We start from the raw sequence: 17,419 nt of genomic DNA, 5'->3' as shown, positions 1-17,419 counted from the left end.
TTTTCATAAGTCTGTCGTTATGCTCGCGGGCGGCATCACTGTCGAAGCTGTATCCCTTTGAGCCGCAAATGACCAAATTTTCTATACTGAAAGCGTTATTGTGCATAAGTTCTATCGTGGTTATGCCGTTTTGAACAAAGAACTCTTTTATTTTAGACACAGTTGACCAAAAATAATCATGATTTCCCTTTGAAATGATCTTTTTTCCGGGAAGCCTGTCAAGAAAAATAAAATCCGGCAGTGTTTCTTCAAGTGTAAGTCCCCATGAAAGATCACCGGGAAGTATGACTGTATCGTCGTTTTTTACTTTTTTGTTCCAGTTTTCATATATTTTTTCAGCATGATTTTCCCATCTTCCGCCAAAAATGTCCATTGGTTTATTAACAGAGCCCGAAAGATGCAAATCAGAAATCGCATAAATCATAAATATACCTTTTGCTTAAACTCGATATTTTTTAAAAATGTGCGCAAACTAAATTCGAGTTGTCGTGGAATGTCAGACAGCTCATGAATTGTTTGCAAAACGGAGGGGTTAGCGATGGATAAGTCCAATAGTGGCAAAAAGACAAGCGGTGCAGGAAAAAGCAGAAAGCCTAACAGTGGTGTCAGCTGTGATGTAAACAGCTGTATTTATAACGATAAAGATTTTCACTGTACAGCATCTAAAATCACAGTTGGCCCGGAAGACGCGGAAACCGTTAGAGACACTGTTTGCGCAACGTTCGAACAAAAAAATACTGATTAGTAACGTAAACTAATAGTATAAATGGCGAAACGGAAATTTCCGTTTCGCCGTTTTAATTATTTAAGCGCTGAACTGACTGCCTTTCTCATCTCATCTTTTTCAAAAACTTCTTTGAATCTGACTTCTTTTTTATTCAGATCCTTTAGCGGAGCAGGCATTTTGATCTTGTACTCATCTTCAAGTGCAGAAAGCAGACGGTAATCTGCAAAATCGGTTTTGGTTCCGAGAGCGTCAAGCACATCCTTTGCAAATTTGAAAGGGCTTGCTGTAGACATAACGATCGTTTTGGTTTTATCGCCTGTCTCTTTTAAATATTTTTCATATACGCCGAGTGCGACGGATGTGTGTGTATCCGGTATATAATTACTATTCCTAAAGTTTTCATTTATAACAGCTTTTGTTGCCTCATCGTCGATAAATCCGCCCCAGAAAAGACTGCTCATAGCATTTTTCACTTCGTTTGGAACAGTATAGCGTCCATCCTTTTTCAAAGCGCCCATAAGATTTAAAACGAGTTTATCGTCGCGACCCGAAAGCTCAAATAAAAGGCGCTCGAGATTGCTTGAAATCAGTATATCCATTGACGGTGAAATCGTGCAGTAAAAGTCACGGTTGCGGTCATAAACACCGGTGTTTATGAAATCCGTCAAAACGCTGTTGCGGTTAGACGCACAGATCAGTCTGTTTACCGGAAGACCCATGCGCATTGCGTAATAAGCGGCAAGGATATTGCCGAAATTACCGGTTGGAACAGCAAAATTGACCTTATCGCCGATATTGATGGCGCCGGAAGCTGCAAGGTCGAGGTATGACGAAAAATAGTAAACGACCTGCGGCACAAGGCGTCCGAAATTGATTGAATTCGCGCTTGAAAATACATAACCGCGGTCGGACATCTCTTTACCGAATGCGGGGTCTGAGAATATATCCTTAACGCCTGTTTGGGCGTTGTCGAAATTGCCGTTAATGGCAAACACAGCGACGTTGCCGCCTTCCTGAGTCACCATTTGAAGTTTTTGAATATCGGAAACGCCGTCATTCGGGTAAAATACTATGATTTTAGTTCCGTTTACATCTTTAAAGCCTTCAAGAGCGGCCTTTCCTGTGTCGCCGGATGTTGCAACAAGGATAACGACCGTCTTGTCCTCACCTGTTTTTTTGATAGAAGCCTTTAAAAGATGAGGCAATATCTGAAGAGCCATATCTTTAAACGCGCATGTCGGACCATGCCACAGTTCGCAGACATACTCATTGTCAGTAAGTTTAACGGTGGGAGCCGGCGTAGCTGAATCAAATTTGCCTGTATAGGCGTTTTTCGCACATTCCTGAAGCTCATCAGCAGTAAAATCGGTCAGAAAGCGTGAGAGGATAAAAACCGCCCTGTCGATATAGTTCATGGACAGCATTTTTTTCATTTCGTCGACGGACACGGCAGGAAACTGCGTCGGCACATATAAGCCGCCGTCGGGCGCGAGTCCGTTTTTAATGGCTTCCGCGGATGTTACATTTATTTCTTTGCCGCGGGTACTGCAATAGTTCATTTTAACCTCCGAAAATTTACAATAACTTTTTCAAAAATTCAACTCCGTTGTCACGGAAGATATTATTTATCTGATTTTCGTTAAATCCCCTGCTAAGCATGCGGTCTGCGATTTTATGTAGGTCATGGATTCCCATAATTCCCTCAGGCATTATTGACATGCCGTCAAAATCACATCCGAACCCAAGATTATTTTCTCCGCCCATATCACAAAAATGAACGATATGGTCGATTATTGTATCGATATTGCATGATTTATCAGAGAGGAACGTGCTGTAAAGGTTTATACCTATAAAGCCGTTATGAGCCAAAAGCTTTTTAAACATCTCATCAGTAAGGTTTCTCGGGTGTCGGCACAGTTTATACGAGTTTGAATGTGTAGCCATAACGGGACCTTCGCACACATCCATAACGCCGTCAAAACTTTTAAAGGAAAGGTGTGAGACGTCAAGTGCCATTCTATGCTGTTCGATTGCCTTGACCATGCGGCTTCCGAGTTTAGTAAGACCTGTATCGTTTTCGGTTTGGTTTCCGCAGGCATAACGATTGTCACCACAGTGTGTAAGTGACGTAATTCTAACTCCCAGCTCGTAAAACTCATCAAGAGATGCTTCGTCATCCTTTAAACAACAGGCGTTTTCGATAGACAAAATCGCACCGCGTTTCTCATTGAAGGAAAAGTCAAGCGGCATCAGCTTTGATACTTTTTCACGATATACATTGTATACTTTTTTAGCATATAGATAAGCTTCGTCTTTGTCAAGCTCTGACGGGATATAGAGTGCAAAAACCTGCGTATACTTATCAAGAAAATCCGCTTTTTCATAAGAAATATGAAGATTGTTTTCCTCGAATGCACAGTTTTGAGCATCCAGCTCGGTCAGGGTGTCACAATGCATGTCAATAAGTGAAAGTTTCATATTAAGTCTCCAATCTACCGCATTTTAAGGGCTGCTTCACTGTCAAAAATAATGCCCTTTATGTGATTTATGCTCAAGGTTTCAAATTTATCACCATTTGTGCCAATAATAACCTCAATAACATCAAAACGCGGTGAGAGTCCCGACGGGTACAGCTTTATAAAAAGCTCTGCGGTTCTTGTCATACGCGAAAGTTTCCGGATGTCAACAAATTCGCTCGGATTTCCGTGATCTGTCCGTCTTCTGGTTTTGACTTCGACGAATACGAGTTCTTTTTTATCTGACGCTATGATGTCTATTTCACCGAAGTTGCAGGAAAAATTAGTTGTGATAATTTTGTATTTTTTCTTTTTAAGAAATTCAACGCAAGCCTTTTCACCAAATTCGCCGGCAGTTTCAGCGCGCATACTCTCACTTCTCACTCAAGTTTTTTAAGAAAGTTTTGCGGTGAACCGGAGAAATGCCGTTTTCCTTTATTCTTTCATAATGGAGTTTTGTGGGGTAGCCCTTATGCTGTTCAAAGTCGTACTGCGGATAGAGCTTTGCAAGCTTTTTCATATAGCGGTCTCTTGACACCTTTGCAAGAACCGATGCCGCGGCGATTGACGCGCATTTGCCGTCTCCGCCGATTATAGCTTCCGATTCGCAGGGCAGGTTTTGGGGCGTGCGGTTGCCGTCGACAATAATGAAATCGGGCGATAATGCAAGCGCTGATACAGCCCTTTCCATCGCAAGCATTGACGCGTTTAAGATGTTTATTTCATCTATAAGGTGTTCGTCGCACGATGCGACGCCATAAGCCAAAGCCTTTTCGCAAATTATTTCGTAAAGAAGCTCTCTTTTTTTCTCAGACAGCTTTTTGCTGTCGTTCAGCCCGTCGATAACAAGCCCTTCGGGAAGTATTACCGCAGCAGCGAATACAGGCCCGGCAAGAGGGCCGCGTCCCGCCTCGTCAATACCACAAAGGTTTTTTATTCCGTTTTGTCTAAGTTCACTTTCATAAACGTAAAGATCGGTCATTGGTCACTCTCCGGCGGTTGTTCAAGGGTGATGCGCCCAAGTTTCCCTGAACGAAACTCATCAAGAAGCACCTTTGCGGCACGCTCTGTGTCAGCGACACCTCCCGAAATGAGAAAGCCTCGTTTTTTTGCGATGATACTCAGCGGATCATCTGAGTTTATTATATCTGAAATGCTGTCAAGCTTATAACGTTTACAGAGCATGTCAGGTGCAATTTCTGCAAGCTTAAGACAAAGTTTTGTTGCCACGCTTTCAAAATCAAAAATATCGTCTTTAACGGCACCTGTATATGCCAGGTTTAAACCGACACTTTCATCTTCGAACTTCGGCCACAGAATTCCCGGAGTGTCGAGAAGCTCAATTCCGTTTGAAAGACGTATCCACTGTTTTCCGCGGGTCACGCCCGGTCTGTCCTCGACTTTTGCGCGTTTATCCCCTGCTATCCTGTTTATAAAAGAAGATTTTCCGACGTTTGGAACGCCAACGATCATAACCTTGACAGGCTTATTCATTCCCCTGTCAGCGTCTCGCTTCAGCTTGTCGGCAAGAAGCTTCCTTGACACCGAGGTGAACTCTGCCATGCCTTTTCCGGTTGAGGCGTCTGTCATTACAGCGGCGATGCCCTGTTTTTCAAAGAATGAACTCCACGCCCTGTTTGCACGATCGTCGGCAAGGTCGGCCTTGTTTAAGAGAACCATTCTTTTTTTGCCGGAAAGCAGACTGTCTATCATAGGGTTTCTCGAGGAAACGGGAATCCTTGCGTCGATTATTTCCGCGGCAATATCCACGAGCTTTAAATTGTCGGAAATAAGACGTTTGGTTTTAGCCATATGCCCCGGAAACCACTGGATATTTATGCCGGTGCTTAAAGGCGTGTCATCTTCAGGTATATTGCGCTCAGCCATTATTTCACCCGCCCGAATGTATTAAACGGGAACACACGGAAATACACTCTGCCTAGTATATATCTTGCGTCTATCATTCCGATACGGCTGTCACGGCTGTCGGATGAATGGTTTCTATTATCGCCCATGACGAATACCTGCCCTTTAGGCACAGTGAGCGGGAATACCGTATTTCCGAAATTGCGGTTTTTTTCATTTATATACGGCTCTTTAAGTGTTTTGCCGTCAACGATGACTTCACCTGTATTAAAGTTGAAATTTACAGTTTGCCCCTCTGTGGCAATTACACGTTTAACAAGGGGCTCATCAAGAAAACGGCGCTCGTCTATTACAATGACATCGCCGGTTTTAGGTTTAAAAAATAGTTTAGATGTTATGATTTTATCACCATCGTGAAGTGTGGGGAGCATGGAAATGCCGTCTACACTGAGAAGACGAAAGATAAATGTTAGAATAATCACAACTGCAACCAGCGCAAACAGGACAGTTTCAGCCCAGCTGAACACTTCTTCAGCCGATTCACGCTTTGTCATAGTTGCATTTTGAAGCTCATTGTTGTCCAATCCGGCACCTTCTTTTAATTAATGTTATAATTAATATATGAAAAAGGGGAAGTTTTACCCTCCCCCTTTGCAGTTTAGATACGCTCTTTAACTTTTGCAGACTTACCCACTCTGCCTCTGAGATAGTAAAGCTTACTTCTGCGAACCTTACCTTTTCTGGACACCTCTATTTTGTCAATGTTCGGTGAATTAACGGGAAATGTTCTTTCCACACCGACGCCGTAAGAAATTCTTCTAACGGTGAATGACTCTGAAATGCCACCGCCTTTTTTAGAGATAATGGTTCCCTCGAATACCTGAATTCTCTCGCGGTTTCCTTCCTTTACCTTAACGTGAACTTTTACGTTATCTCCGACGTTAAGCATAGGCAGGTCAGTTTTCAGCTGTTCTTCAGTAAGTGCTCTTATTAAATCCATAATGGACCTCCTTGATATTCAGACATTCGTGCAGAGCATTGCAGAGGACTGTCCATATTAATGCCATAGTATAATACCATAAGCTTGCAAAAATTGCAAGTAAAATTTATTTATTTAACTCTTTTCTCATATTTAAACAAGTGAAAGCCATTTTTTTCCGGCTCTGTCTTACCGACTTTGACATAGTCGCACTTTTCATAGAAGTGGTGAGATGGCATAGTATAGAACAGCGTTTCTATATCTCAAAGTCAGGAATGCTTTTTTCACGGATATAACACACTATTTTCCATGCCTCTTCAGTTGCCCGTTTATATCCCTTTTCATTTTTATACCAGTTGTCTCTCCTTGTATTTATATCGTCAGCCGGACAGGGGCTGAATTTTATCCAATCAGGCATGTACGTTTGTGCCATCAATAAGCATCTTCTCATATGGAAGCTAGTGGTAACAAGCAGAATACTGTTAACATTGCTTAATTTGAACGCTCTCTCTAATATAAGAAGTGCGCACAACATATTCTCCTTAGTTGTCATTGAAGTTTCTTCCATCAGTATATCCTTAATAGGTATTCCAAGTTGAATTGCCTTGCGTCTCATTAACTCAGCTTCGCTGAAAAGTCCGTTTTCAGTATTTATAATTTTTCCGCCGGAAAGAAGCAATTTTGAAGCCCGTTTATCTTTGTAAATCGAAACAGCTTTGGGTATTCTGAATTTAGGCGCTTTTAAACTGCCGGGCACCATTATGCAGTCGCCCATCTCACCCATGTCATCTAATCCTGAGTAGAGCATTTTATCTATTATATCAGCTGTTAAATCTTCTTTTTTAAGTGCAGATACTTTCACTTTTGTTCCTCTTTATTTTCTTGAAATATCTGAAGTCATTTATTATGGACAATTAAGCAAAAAATATAAAGGAAAAGGCAAAGCGCTTTCGTGCTTTGCCTTAAAATATGAAGTGACGGCCAAGCCGTGCTTCAGTTGCCTGAATGTAGCCTGAGCCGGAATTACTGTTGCTCTTTCATCTTAGCGAAACATTCGCTGCAATAAACAGGCCTGTCATTTCTGGGCTGGAACGGAATCTTTGCTTCTCCGCCGCATGCAGCACATGTTGCTGTATACATTTCTCTGTTCTGGCGTGTAGCATTCTTTCTTGCGTCTCTGCAGGCTTTGCATCTCTGAGGCTCGTTCTCGAAGCCTTTTTCAGCATAGAATTCTTGCTCGCTCGCTGTGAATACGAACTCGTTGCCGCATTCTTTGCATTTTAGTGTTTTGTCCTGATACATATTTTTCCCTCGCTTTGGAATGATAAAAATTACCCTCGATGGACTCTAACCATCACCTTTGGCATTGCAACGCTCTAAGTTAAGCTATTCGGGCATATTAATCCGGCTTTGTAAGACCGGTTTTTAACTTGTTTTTGATTCGTGAAATAGCATTATCAACCGATTTGGCGTTGGTGCCTAATCGTGCAGCAATCACACTATAAGGACATTTGCGAAGATATAGTTCAAGAACCTGTTTTTCATACTCAGAAAGATTTTTTAAAACGAATTCTTTGAAGTCTCCAATTGTTTGCTCATTCATTGCCTTTTCAACAGGATCGAACGTATAGCTGCGATGCGCTGCATGATCTTCCGCGTCAAAAGAAATGTAGTTGTTGAGAGGTATATTTTTTTTCCTCAGTGAGAGTTTGACGGCTGTTTTGATCTGTCTTGTAATGCAGAGAGCAGCAAAGGCGCTGAAACTTTGACTTTTTTCCGGCTGATAATCTCTAATTGCTTTAAAAAGCCCGATCATAGCCTCTTGCATGATGTCATCTGAGTCAGCTCCGGAGATATAGTACTTTTTCGCTATAGAAGCGGTCAATGGTTTATAAATGTTAAGTATTGTGTCAAAGGCGGCTCTGTCGCCAGCCTGTGCACTTAAGATCATTTCATTATCGGCGGTTTTATGCTGTTCTTTCTTCAGAAGAACACCCCCACACGATCCATTATTCAGATTATACAATTTTTTATTAAATAAGTCAAGCGGTTTTTTGCAATATTGTCAAAATAAAGTGATTTGTGTAGTTTCAGGAATAATATCCAATAATCCCATTGAGCGCATCGTCTCAATAATAGTTTTGGAAAGATTTGTGCGATTTAATAGATCTTCACAGGATAAAAAGGGCTCTTTTTCACGTTCTCTTACGACAGATTCGGCTGCTGATATCCCAAGACCGGATATAGCATTGAAGGGCGGACGCAAACTGTCTTTCCCGCTGATCTGAAAATGAGACGGATCGGAGGAATAAATATCGATCTTGTCAAAATTCAGTCCGCGTTTGTAAAATTCATAGCAAACTTCGAGGATGGTCTGCTCGTTTTTCTCTTTTGCCGTGATTTTATCAAGTTTCGAAAGCTCTTCAAGCCTGCTTTGCACTTTTTCAAGGCCGAAAACCATTGTCTCAGCATTGAAATCATCTGCTCTTACGGTAAAGTAAGTTGCGTAAAATGCAAGTGGGAAATTGATTTTGAACCATGCGATTCGATATGCCATAGTAACATATGCCACAGCGTGTGCACGCGGGAACATGTATTTGATCTTGTGGCAGGAGTCGATATACCATGACGGAACGTTATTCGCTTTCATCTCCTCTTCCCACTCGGGCTTGAGGCCCTTGCCCTTTCTGACGCTTTCCATTATTGTAAACGCCAGTTTTTTGGGAAGCCCCTTATGGATAAGAGAATTCATGATGTCGTCACGGGTGCAGAAAACTTCTTTAAGTGTCGCGGTTTTAGCCTCGATTAGGTCGGATGCGTTGCCGAGCCAAACATCGGTTCCGTGTGACAATCCGGAAATACGTATTAGTTCTCCAAAGGTCGTAGGTCGTGTCTCTTCAAGCATGCCGCGGACAAAACGTGTGCCGAACTCGGGGATCGCTATCGTTCCGACTGTAGATATGATTTCATCAGGTTCAATGCCGAGTGCTTCCGTCGATGAAAAAAGGCTCATAGTTTTTTTATCGTCGAGGGGTATCGAACGCGCGTCGATGCCTGTGAGATCGCTCAGCATACGTATAACTGTCGGATCATCATGACCGAGAAGGTCAAGCTTTAACAGATTGTCATGTATATATTTATATTCGAAATGGGTCGTGATTATGTCTTTCCCATCGTCGTCGGCAGGATGCTGTACAGGTGTGAAGTCTTCGATATCCATTGAATCAGGCACGACCATAAGACCGCCCGGGTGCTGACCCGTCGTTCTCTTGACACCTTCACAGCCGCTTGCAAGCCGGACCATTTCCGTCTCTGGCAGCGTGATGCCTTTTGCCTCGGTGTAGTTTTTTACAAAGCCGTATGCAGTCTTATCCGCGACCGTACCGACTGTGCCGGCACGGAAAACGTTGTCTTTGCCGAGTATTTCTTCAGTGTATTTATGAATCCTCGGCTGATAATCGCCTGAGAAGTTAAGGTCGATATCAGGGACTTTATCGCCGTCAAACCCGAGGAAAGTCTCGAATGGGATGCTGTGACCGTCTTTGCGGTATTTCGTGCCGCAGACCGGGCACATCCTGTCAGGCATGTCCACTCCGCACTCATAATCGCCTGAATCGTCGAATTCATAATGTTTGCAGTTGGGGCAGATATAATGCGGGACAAGCGAATTAACCTCTGTAATCCCGGCCATATTCGCGACAAGTGATGAGCCGACAGAACCTCTCGAACCGACAAGGTATCCGTCAGAAATGGATTTTGAAACAAGCTTTTGCGCGATCATATAAATAACGGCATATCCATGTTTTATTATCGAGTCAAGCTCTCTGTTGAGCCTTTCCTGAACCACAGGAGGAAGCGGATCACCGTATAGAACGCGCGCACGGTCGTATGAAAGACGTTTTATATCCTCTTCCACACCGGGAAGTTCCGGCTTGAAAAGCTTGCCCTCCGGCGGAAGCGGCCTTATTTTTTCGCACATATCGGCGATCTTTTTCGGATTTTCCACGACGACCCGGAAAGCCTCTTCTTCGCCGAGATAGGAAAATTCCTTAAGCATTTCTTCCGTCGTCCGCATATAAAGCGGCATAGGCTTATCAGCATCGGAGAATTTTTGGATATGTAGCAGTATTTTGCGGAATATCTCATCTTCCGGATTCAAAAAGTGCACATCGCAAGTTGCGACAACGGGTTTTTTCAGCTTTTCCCCAAGTTTGACTATTTTCCTGTTTATATTCTTTAGTTCCTCAACGTCTTTTACTTTTCCGTTTTCAATAAGAAACAAATTGTTTGCAAGCGGCTGAATTTCAAGAAAATCATAAAAAGCAGCAATCGAGCGTATATCCTCTTCTGGACGTCCGTCAAGTATTGCCTGATAGAGCTCTCCCGCCTCGCAGGCGCTTCCGACTAAAAGTCCCTCACGGTACTGTACAAGCTCGCTTTTCGGGATACGCGGCGTTTTGCGAAAATAAACCAAATTGGATTTTGTAACCAGCTTGAAAAGATTTTTTAGCCCTACCCTGTTGCGTACAAGTATGATCTGGTGGTTAGTGCGAACCTTTTTGACGTCGACAGTGCCGGTGATGCCTGTGTTGATTTGATCTGAGCCTGTGATATTAAAATCTTTTTTCATCTTTTCGCACATGGTGACAAAGATACGTGAAAGCACCTCGGCATCATCGCAAGCGCGGTGGTGATTGAAATTGCCTGCTCCGACTGCCTCGGCAACAGTGTCCAGCTTGTGGTTTTTAAGTTCCGGGTAAAGCCGCCTTGCGAGAGCAACGGTGTCTATGTAAGCGTTATCGAATTTGAGTTCAAACCTTCGTACAGCCGCCCTTATAAACGATGTGTCGAACTGGGCGTTATGTGCGACAAGGACAGAGTCGCCGCAAAAATCCAAAAACATCTGTACGGCGTCTTTCTGGCTCGGCGCACCCGCAACCATTTCGTTAGTGATGCCTGTAAGCTCGGTTATCTTTTGAGGAATAGGCTTTTCAGGCTTTGCAAAGGTGTCAAGCTTGTCAGCCACCTCGCCGTTTTTGATTTTAACAGCACCGATTTCAGTTATGTATTCGGTTTCCGCCGATAATCCTGTGGTCTCAAGGTCGAATACAACATATGTACCGTCAAACGGTTCGTCAGTTTTCCCGAAAACGCTGGGTGTGGTGTCGTTTACGAAATAATCCTCAACGCCGTATATTATCTTACCGGGATATTTGATTTTTTCAGCGGTAAGGAAAGCGGTCGGAAAGGACTGCAAAACGCCGTGGTCGGTTATTGCAATAGCTTCGTGCCCCCATGCCATCGCCGTCTTTATGTAATCGGCGACGTCGGTAACTGCGTCCATCTGGCTCATTTTAGTATGCAGGTGAAGTTCTATTCGCTTTTGCTCGGCGTTATCCATACGTTTTGGCTCTACAGCTGCCCAGATGGTTTTCGGGGCAAGCTGAAGCTCGTGGTCGTATTTATCGTAAATAATATCTCCGCTTATCTTCACATAACTGTGCTCATTAAGCTTTTCCTCAAGATTATTAGACTGTTCAACGTTTAAAAAAAGTTTGCATTTAATTGATGATGTCTTATCGGTGATGCCGAAAGTGAAAATGACCCAGTTTCCCTGTTTTGTCACGTGTTTGTCCATATTGATTATCTTGCCGACTACCGATGCCGCGCCTGTGTCGGGCATGATCTCAGATATTTTGACTTCTTTTCTCGCCTGACCGCCGCCGTACAGCACCTGACCAGGGGCTTCCTTTTTAGAAGCTTCTTTTTTAATCGGCTGTTTTATTTTCGGCATGACCTTTTCTTCCGGTTCGGCTTTTTTGGGCGCAGGTTCGCCTTCTATGAGTTCGATATGTAGATTTATCCCGAATTCATCGTTTACAAGCCGTTCCATAAGCCTGTCGGCGCCTTTGAGTTTTAATATCTCGCATCCGCCGTGGTGAAGTGTTATTTTAAAAGTTTCGTTCTCATACTGAACATCCGCCCCGGCAAAAAATCCGTTGCAGAGCGGTTCGCTTTCGCGGCAATATTCAGTCATATCTGAAAAATAGTCTGCACTGAACAATTCTTTTGGATATTTGGCATTTATGGTGAGCGTTTCAAACCCGTAAAGATCTTTAAGCTCGGATACGACCTCCAGAAGCGTTGTCTTATGTATTATGTCGGTAAACTGAACGTCAAGCTTGACAGATCTGCCGTCGTCCGAAATCTGCATATCGCAAATCAAAGCCGTATTTAAAATACGGCTTTTTTCATTAGCGGGTTTATATAAATTAAAAAGTTCAAAAAATTTGCCCATTGTTCCCCCAAACGATCACATACGTTCGATTTCCGAAATAAGAGCGTCAAAAAGCTCGTTTTCGGGCACCTTTTTTATTATTTCGCCATGCTTGAAGATAAGTCCTTCGCCTTTTCCTCCTGCAATGCCGATGTCCGCTTCCCTTGCCTCTCCGGGGCCGTTTACAACACAGCCCATGACAGCGACTTTAAGCGGTTTCTTCACGCCGGAAAGCGCCTGTTCCACCCTTTTCGCAAGGGAAATGAGGTCGATAGATGTCCTTCCGCAGGTCGGGCACGAGATGATTTCCACGCCTTTCTTATAAAGCCCCACTGCCTTTAAAATATCATAACCTGCTTCGACTTCACGAACCGGATCTGCTGTCAGAGAAACTCGGATTGTGTCGCCGATGCCGTCGAGCAGCAGACTGCCGATGCCTACAGCGGATTTTATTATGCCCATCCGTTCGGTTCCTGCTTCTGTTACGCCGAGATGGAGCGGGTACGGATAAATTTCAGACAGCTTGCGGTAAGCCGCCGTCATGACCGAAACATCAGAGGATTTGACTGAAACGACGATGTTGTCGTAATCATACTTTTCAAGCATTTCAATATGGCGCGAGGCGCTTTCAACACAAGCATCAGCAGTCGGACTGCCGTATTTTGCAAGTATTTCCTTCTCCAAAGACCCGCCGTTGACGCCTATGCGGATCGGGATATTATGCTGTCTGCACGCGGCAACTACAGCCTTTACTCTATCCTCTCCGCCAATATTTCCGGGATTGATTCGTATTTTGTCTATCCCTGCGTTTGCACACTCTATCGCAATGCGGTAGTCGAAATGGATGTCAGCGACAAGCGGCATGTCGACAGCCTCACGTATGCGGTAAACAGCTTTGACGCTGTCCATATCCATAACGGTAAAGCGGACGATTTGACATCCGGCAGCTTTAAGCTCGTTTATCTGCCTCACACACGCCTCGACATCCGTCGTTTTGGTGTTGAGCATCGACTGGACTAATACCGGGTTTCCCCCGCCGATCGCAACGTTTCCTATCTTAACTGTTTTTGTATTTTTTCTGATCATGTCCACCTTCTAAAACATGCGGGTAATATCGTTAAACGTAACATAAACCATCAGCAGCATCAAAAGCGCGAACCCGACAAAATTTAAAGCGCCCTCGAAGTTTGCCGGCAATGGCTTGCGTCTGATTTTCTCTATTATCAGTAAGAATATCCTTCCGCCGTCAAGCGCGGGAAATGGCAAAAGGTTCATTATGCCGACATTTATACTTATAAATATAAAGAAGAACATTAGTGACGACGGCCCGGCTTTTGCCGCCTGACCTATGACTTTAGTTGTCCCAACAGGGCCTGAAAGCTGGGATACGCCGACCTTTCCGGTGAAAAGGTCGCCAAGCGACTGCCAAATCGAACGTGTTATAGCAATGCACTGATAATATGAATGATGGATAATTGTAAAGAAATTCTTCTGCGTCTGCGCAAGATAAAAGTCCGGCGTTGAAAGCTTCATCCCCTGCTCCTCTACAGTTGGGAACTGAACGTCTTTGAGCGTTACAAGCTTTCCGTCACGGCGAACGACTATATCCATCGGCTTGCCGAAATTCTGTGACAGGATGAGCGAAACATCAGTGCTGACGTGAATCTTCTTGCCATCCATTTTAACAAGCTGATCACCGACCGCAAGCCCGCTTTTAGATGATGTGTTGCTGTCATGAAAACCTTCGATTGTGCTTGACAATAGCGCAGTCGCGGATAACACCATAGCAACAGAAACCAAAAACGCTGTAAACAGGTTCATGAAAGAGCCGGCAAATAAAACAGCAAATCTGGCAAGAGCAGGTTTTTTATAGAATGAATTTTCACTCAGCGGTTGGGATTCGACCACGTTTCCGTCTTTATCTTTAGTTACAGCCTCGCCATCCTCACCTTCGAGCTTTACAAAGCCGCCTATAGGCAGGATGCGAATGGCATACTGTGTCTCTTTCCTATGCCATTTAAAGATAGCCGGCCCCATGCCGATTGCGAATTCCTCAACATTCATCTTTGAAAGTTTTGCTGTTATAAAATGCCCAAGCTCGTGAACAAATATAAGTACTCCAAAAACTAATATCCCGATTAATATAGTAATGCAAATCACCCTTCCGTAATTACAGATGCGTAATTCTCTGAAACATATTCACGGATGTCTCCGTCAACCTTTATTATATCATCAGCCGTCGGGTTTTTAACCATTTTATGCAAATTTAATATTTTGGCAATAATTTTTTCTATATCCAAAAAGCCGATTTTTTCACGCAGGAACAGCCCCACGGCGATTTCATTCGCCGCGTTTACAGCAGCCGGCATTGTGCCGCCGATCTCCGCCGCACGTATACACAAGGGCAGGCAGCGAAACGCATCAATGTCAGGTTTTGCGAAAGTAAGCGGCTTAAGGCTTGTAAAGTCAAGCGGCTTTACATCACATTCATACCTTTCCGGATATGTGATTGCAAGCTGTATCGGGATCTTCATATCCGGCTCGCCAAGCTCGGCAATTACAGCATTATCAGTATATTCCACCATAGAGTGAATAATGCTTTCTCTGTGCACCACGACCTCGATTTTAGAGAGTGGGACATCGAAAAGCCACATTGCCTCTATAACTTCAAGACCTTTATTCATCAGTGTGGCGCTGTCGATCGTGATCTTGCTGCCCATTGACCAATTCGGATGTTTTAAAGCGTCTGCAGGTTTAACAGATTTTAAAAATTCTCTGTCACGTCCAAAAAACGGCCCACCTGAAGCTGTTAGAATAATGCGCTTTACTTCTCTTTTCCTGTCTTTGCATCCTAGAAGCGACTGAAATACAGCGCTGTGCTCGCTGTCTACAGGAAGTATCTGCACGCCCTTTTCACGAGCAAGAGCTGTTACGACGCTTCCGCCCGCGACAAGCGTTTCCTTGTTTGCGAGAGCGATAGTTTTTTTCGCCTTTATTGCCTCGACTGTAGGCAGAAATCCTATCATTCCGCTGACTGCGGTGAGGACGATGTCTGCGTCATAATCAGCGGCGCATGCACAAAGCCCGTCCATTCCCGAAAGCACTTTTACAGGGAGGTCTTTTACCCTGTTTTTAAGCTCTGACGCTTTTTCTTCATCGTATACGCAGGCGGTTTTAGGACGAAATTCGCGTATCTGCCTTTCAAGCAAATCGATATTTCTGTTTGCAGCAAGAGTCGAAACGGGAAGTCCGAGAGATTTTGCGACATCTAATGTCTGTGTCCCTATCGAGCCTGTTGAGCCAAGCAATGAGATAATTTTTTTATCCATAATATTTCCTTAAAACTTTAATAGTCCCAGATTTACAAAGAAATAAATAAGCGGAGCGACAAAAAGCCAGCTGTCCACCCTATCCATTACGCCGCCGTGCCCGGGAATGAGTTTGCTGTAATCCTTGATTCCATAATATCTTTTGATAAGGGACGCTGAAAGGTCACCTATCTGGCTTACGACAGATACGACGGCACCTAGGACAAAAAATCCGATAGGGTCTGTATTAATCGAAAACGCATAAGTGAGCACGAAAGCGTAAACCGTGAAAACTGCTGCTGTTCCGAAAATACTTCCAACAGCCCCTTCGACAGTTTTCTTGGGGCTTAACAGTGGAACAAGCTTGTGTCTTCCCATCGTAATACCGAATAAATAAGCAAAAACGTCGCTGATGGAAGCGCCGAAAATCATTAAAAAAATGAATTGGTAATTAATATGAAGCTGTGAATGAGTTATCGTTCTAAGCGAAATGATTGCCGAAAGGCAATAGGAAACGAATATCGTCATGAAGCATAATACAGCTAAATTTGAAAAATTAGTCGTTTTTTCATATGTAAAAACAAGCCAAGTGAGCGCAAAAAGAATATAAAGCACAAGGATTATCTCTGTGCTTATGTCGATATATTCAGAAAACGCAAAAATAACGGGAACCAGAACAGACGGCGCGAGAAACATTTTCGACTCGCGGTATCCAGTGCATTTAAAAAGCTCGTATACGCAAGAAACACCAACAACTGCAACAAAAATATTTAGTACAGGTGTGTTTGCGAAAATCAGCACAAAAACGTATAGAAGCAGGATTCCGATGCTGGACAGCAGTCTGGTAAAAAACATACAAATCCCCCACTTTGGCTTATAAGCCTCCGAATCGGCGGTTCCTACGCTGAAACTCAGCTATTGCCTTGTCTATTTCTTTTTTTGAAAAATCGGGCCACAGCACGTCGGTGAAATAAAACTCGGCGTATGCTGTCTGCCACATCAAAAAGTTTGAGATTCTAAATTCTCCGCCGGGGCGGATCAAAAGATCTGGCTCAGGCTGACCGGACGTATATAAATGTGATGAAATATCATCTTCTGTAATGGGTGCTGTTTTTCCTTCGCTTAAACAAGAATTGACGGCGTGTACGATTTCCGCCCGCCCTCCGTAATTGAACGCAATGTTGCAGACAAGTTCGTAATCATCCTTGTGCATCGAGGTGAGTTTGGTGATAAGACCATTTATTTCATCACCCATCACAGTTGTATCTCCGAGAAAGTTTATCTTTATTTTATCACGGGACAAACGGTCAAATCCCTTGAAAATATACTCTTTTAAAAGGTCAATGATTGCATGGACTTCATCAGTTGGCCTTTTCCAGTTTTCTGTTGAAAATGCGTAAACCGTTAGATATTTTATGCCTATTTCATTGCAGTATGTTGCAATGTTTGAAAATGTGTTTGCCCCCGCAACATGCCCGGCTTTTCGCGGAAGGCCGCGTTTTTTCGCCCAGCGGCCGTTGCCGTCCATTATTATTGCGATGTGCTTTGGAAGAGTTTGCACGCCGGTTTCATTATTTCCGCCGCGCATAAGTTTTTTAAACATGTTAACCTCACTGAAGTTTATAAATTACAAGTGCCGACAAAGGCCGGCACTGAAAAATTATACTTCCATGATTTCTTTTTCTTTGCTCTCAGACAGCTTGTCGATATTTTTGCAGAACTTATCAGTTAATTCCTGAAGATCTT

The 17,419-nt window shown here is 43.6% G+C and carries 18 protein-coding genes; 1 reads left to right on the top strand and 17 read right to left on the bottom strand.

The window, feature by feature from the left end:
* The coding region (locus Q8865_07915; protein ID MDP4153343.1) for a metallophosphoesterase at positions 1–424 on the bottom strand (424 nt) is incomplete at its 3' end.
* A gap of 114 nt (positions 425–538) precedes the next feature.
* Here Q8865_07915 and Q8865_07910 point away from each other — a divergent pair.
* On the top strand, positions 539–745 hold the full coding sequence (locus Q8865_07910) for a DUF1540 domain-containing protein (protein MDP4153342.1): 207 nt from the start codon (positions 539–541) through the stop codon (positions 743–745).
* Positions 746–801: 56 nt separating this feature from the next.
* On the opposite strand, the gene thrC is transcribed toward Q8865_07910, so the two are convergent.
* The 16 genes from thrC to uppS form a co-directional block, all read right to left on the bottom strand.
* The gene (gene thrC / locus Q8865_07905; protein ID MDP4153341.1) at positions 802–2,286 is read right to left on the bottom strand and encodes a threonine synthase; all 1,485 of its coding nucleotides are present in this window, start codon (positions 2,284–2,286) and stop codon (positions 802–804) included.
* Positions 2,287–2,302: 16 nt separating this feature from the next.
* On the bottom strand, positions 2,303–3,205 hold the full coding sequence (locus Q8865_07900; protein ID MDP4153340.1) for a membrane dipeptidase: 903 nt from the start codon (positions 3,203–3,205) through the stop codon (positions 2,303–2,305).
* 14 nt (positions 3,206–3,219) lie between these two features.
* Positions 3,220–3,627: a YraN family protein gene (locus tag Q8865_07895; GenBank protein MDP4153339.1), complete on the bottom strand. Its 408-nt coding sequence runs from the start codon at positions 3,625–3,627 to the stop codon at positions 3,220–3,222.
* Complete coding sequence (locus Q8865_07890; protein ID MDP4153338.1) at positions 3,617–4,225, bottom strand: ribonuclease HII; 609 nt, start codon at positions 4,223–4,225, stop codon at positions 3,617–3,619. Before Q8865_07890 ends, Q8865_07895 begins: the two co-directional genes overlap by 11 nt.
* Complete coding sequence (ylqF, locus tag Q8865_07885) at positions 4,222–5,082, bottom strand: ribosome biogenesis GTPase YlqF (GenBank protein ID MDP4153337.1); 861 nt, start codon at positions 5,080–5,082, stop codon at positions 4,222–4,224. The genes Q8865_07890 and ylqF overlap by 4 nt, the downstream gene beginning before the upstream one ends.
* A 47-nt stretch (positions 5,083–5,129) precedes the next feature.
* Entirely contained in the window at positions 5,130–5,693 is a 564-nt protein-coding gene (gene lepB, locus Q8865_07880) for a signal peptidase I (GenBank protein ID MDP4153336.1), read from the bottom strand.
* 74 nt (positions 5,694–5,767) lie between these two features.
* Complete coding sequence (gene rplS / locus Q8865_07875; protein MDP4153335.1) at positions 5,768–6,109, bottom strand: 50S ribosomal protein L19; 342 nt, start codon at positions 6,107–6,109, stop codon at positions 5,768–5,770.
* Positions 6,110–6,344: 235 nt separating this feature from the next.
* Entirely contained in the window at positions 6,345–6,950 is a 606-nt protein-coding gene (locus Q8865_07870; protein MDP4153334.1) for a YdcF family protein, read from the bottom strand.
* A 161-nt stretch (positions 6,951–7,111) separates the two neighbouring features.
* The gene (locus tag Q8865_07865) at positions 7,112–7,390 is read right to left on the bottom strand and encodes a zinc-ribbon domain containing protein (protein MDP4153333.1); all 279 of its coding nucleotides are present in this window, start codon (positions 7,388–7,390) and stop codon (positions 7,112–7,114) included.
* Positions 7,391–7,487: 97 nt separating this feature from the next.
* On the bottom strand, positions 7,488–8,114 hold the full coding sequence (locus Q8865_07860) for a sigma-70 family RNA polymerase sigma factor (GenBank protein ID MDP4153332.1): 627 nt from the start codon (positions 8,112–8,114) through the stop codon (positions 7,488–7,490).
* Between the two features lie 39 nt (positions 8,115–8,153).
* Complete coding sequence (locus Q8865_07855; GenBank protein ID MDP4153331.1) at positions 8,154–12,386, bottom strand: PolC-type DNA polymerase III; 4,233 nt, start codon at positions 12,384–12,386, stop codon at positions 8,154–8,156.
* 15 nt (positions 12,387–12,401) lie between these two features.
* Positions 12,402–13,451 (bottom strand): flavodoxin-dependent (E)-4-hydroxy-3-methylbut-2-enyl-diphosphate synthase, encoded by a 1,050-nt coding sequence (gene ispG / locus Q8865_07850; GenBank protein MDP4153330.1) that lies wholly within the window; start codon positions 13,449–13,451, stop codon positions 12,402–12,404.
* 9 nt (positions 13,452–13,460) lie between these two features.
* Positions 13,461–14,525 carry an RIP metalloprotease RseP gene (gene rseP / locus Q8865_07845; protein MDP4153329.1) on the bottom strand — a complete coding sequence of 355 codons (1,065 nt, stop codon included), beginning with the start codon at positions 14,523–14,525 and terminating at the stop codon, positions 13,461–13,463.
* Entirely contained in the window at positions 14,522–15,694 is a 1,173-nt protein-coding gene (locus tag Q8865_07840) for a 1-deoxy-D-xylulose-5-phosphate reductoisomerase (protein MDP4153328.1), read from the bottom strand. The genes rseP and Q8865_07840 overlap by 4 nt, the downstream gene beginning before the upstream one ends.
* A 9-nt stretch (positions 15,695–15,703) precedes the next feature.
* Entirely contained in the window at positions 15,704–16,528 is an 825-nt protein-coding gene (locus Q8865_07835; protein ID MDP4153327.1) for a phosphatidate cytidylyltransferase, read from the bottom strand.
* 19 nt (positions 16,529–16,547) lie between these two features.
* Positions 16,548–17,276 (bottom strand): polyprenyl diphosphate synthase, encoded by a 729-nt coding sequence (gene uppS / locus Q8865_07830; GenBank protein ID MDP4153326.1) that lies wholly within the window; start codon positions 17,274–17,276, stop codon positions 16,548–16,550.
* Positions 17,277–17,419 lie beyond the last annotated feature (143 nt).

The sequence above is a fragment of the Bacillota bacterium genome (assembly GCA_030705925.1).
Classification (GTDB): domain Bacteria; phylum Bacillota; class Clostridia; order Oscillospirales; family Feifaniaceae; genus JAUZPM01.
This window is presented reverse-complemented; position numbering and strand designations above follow the sequence as displayed.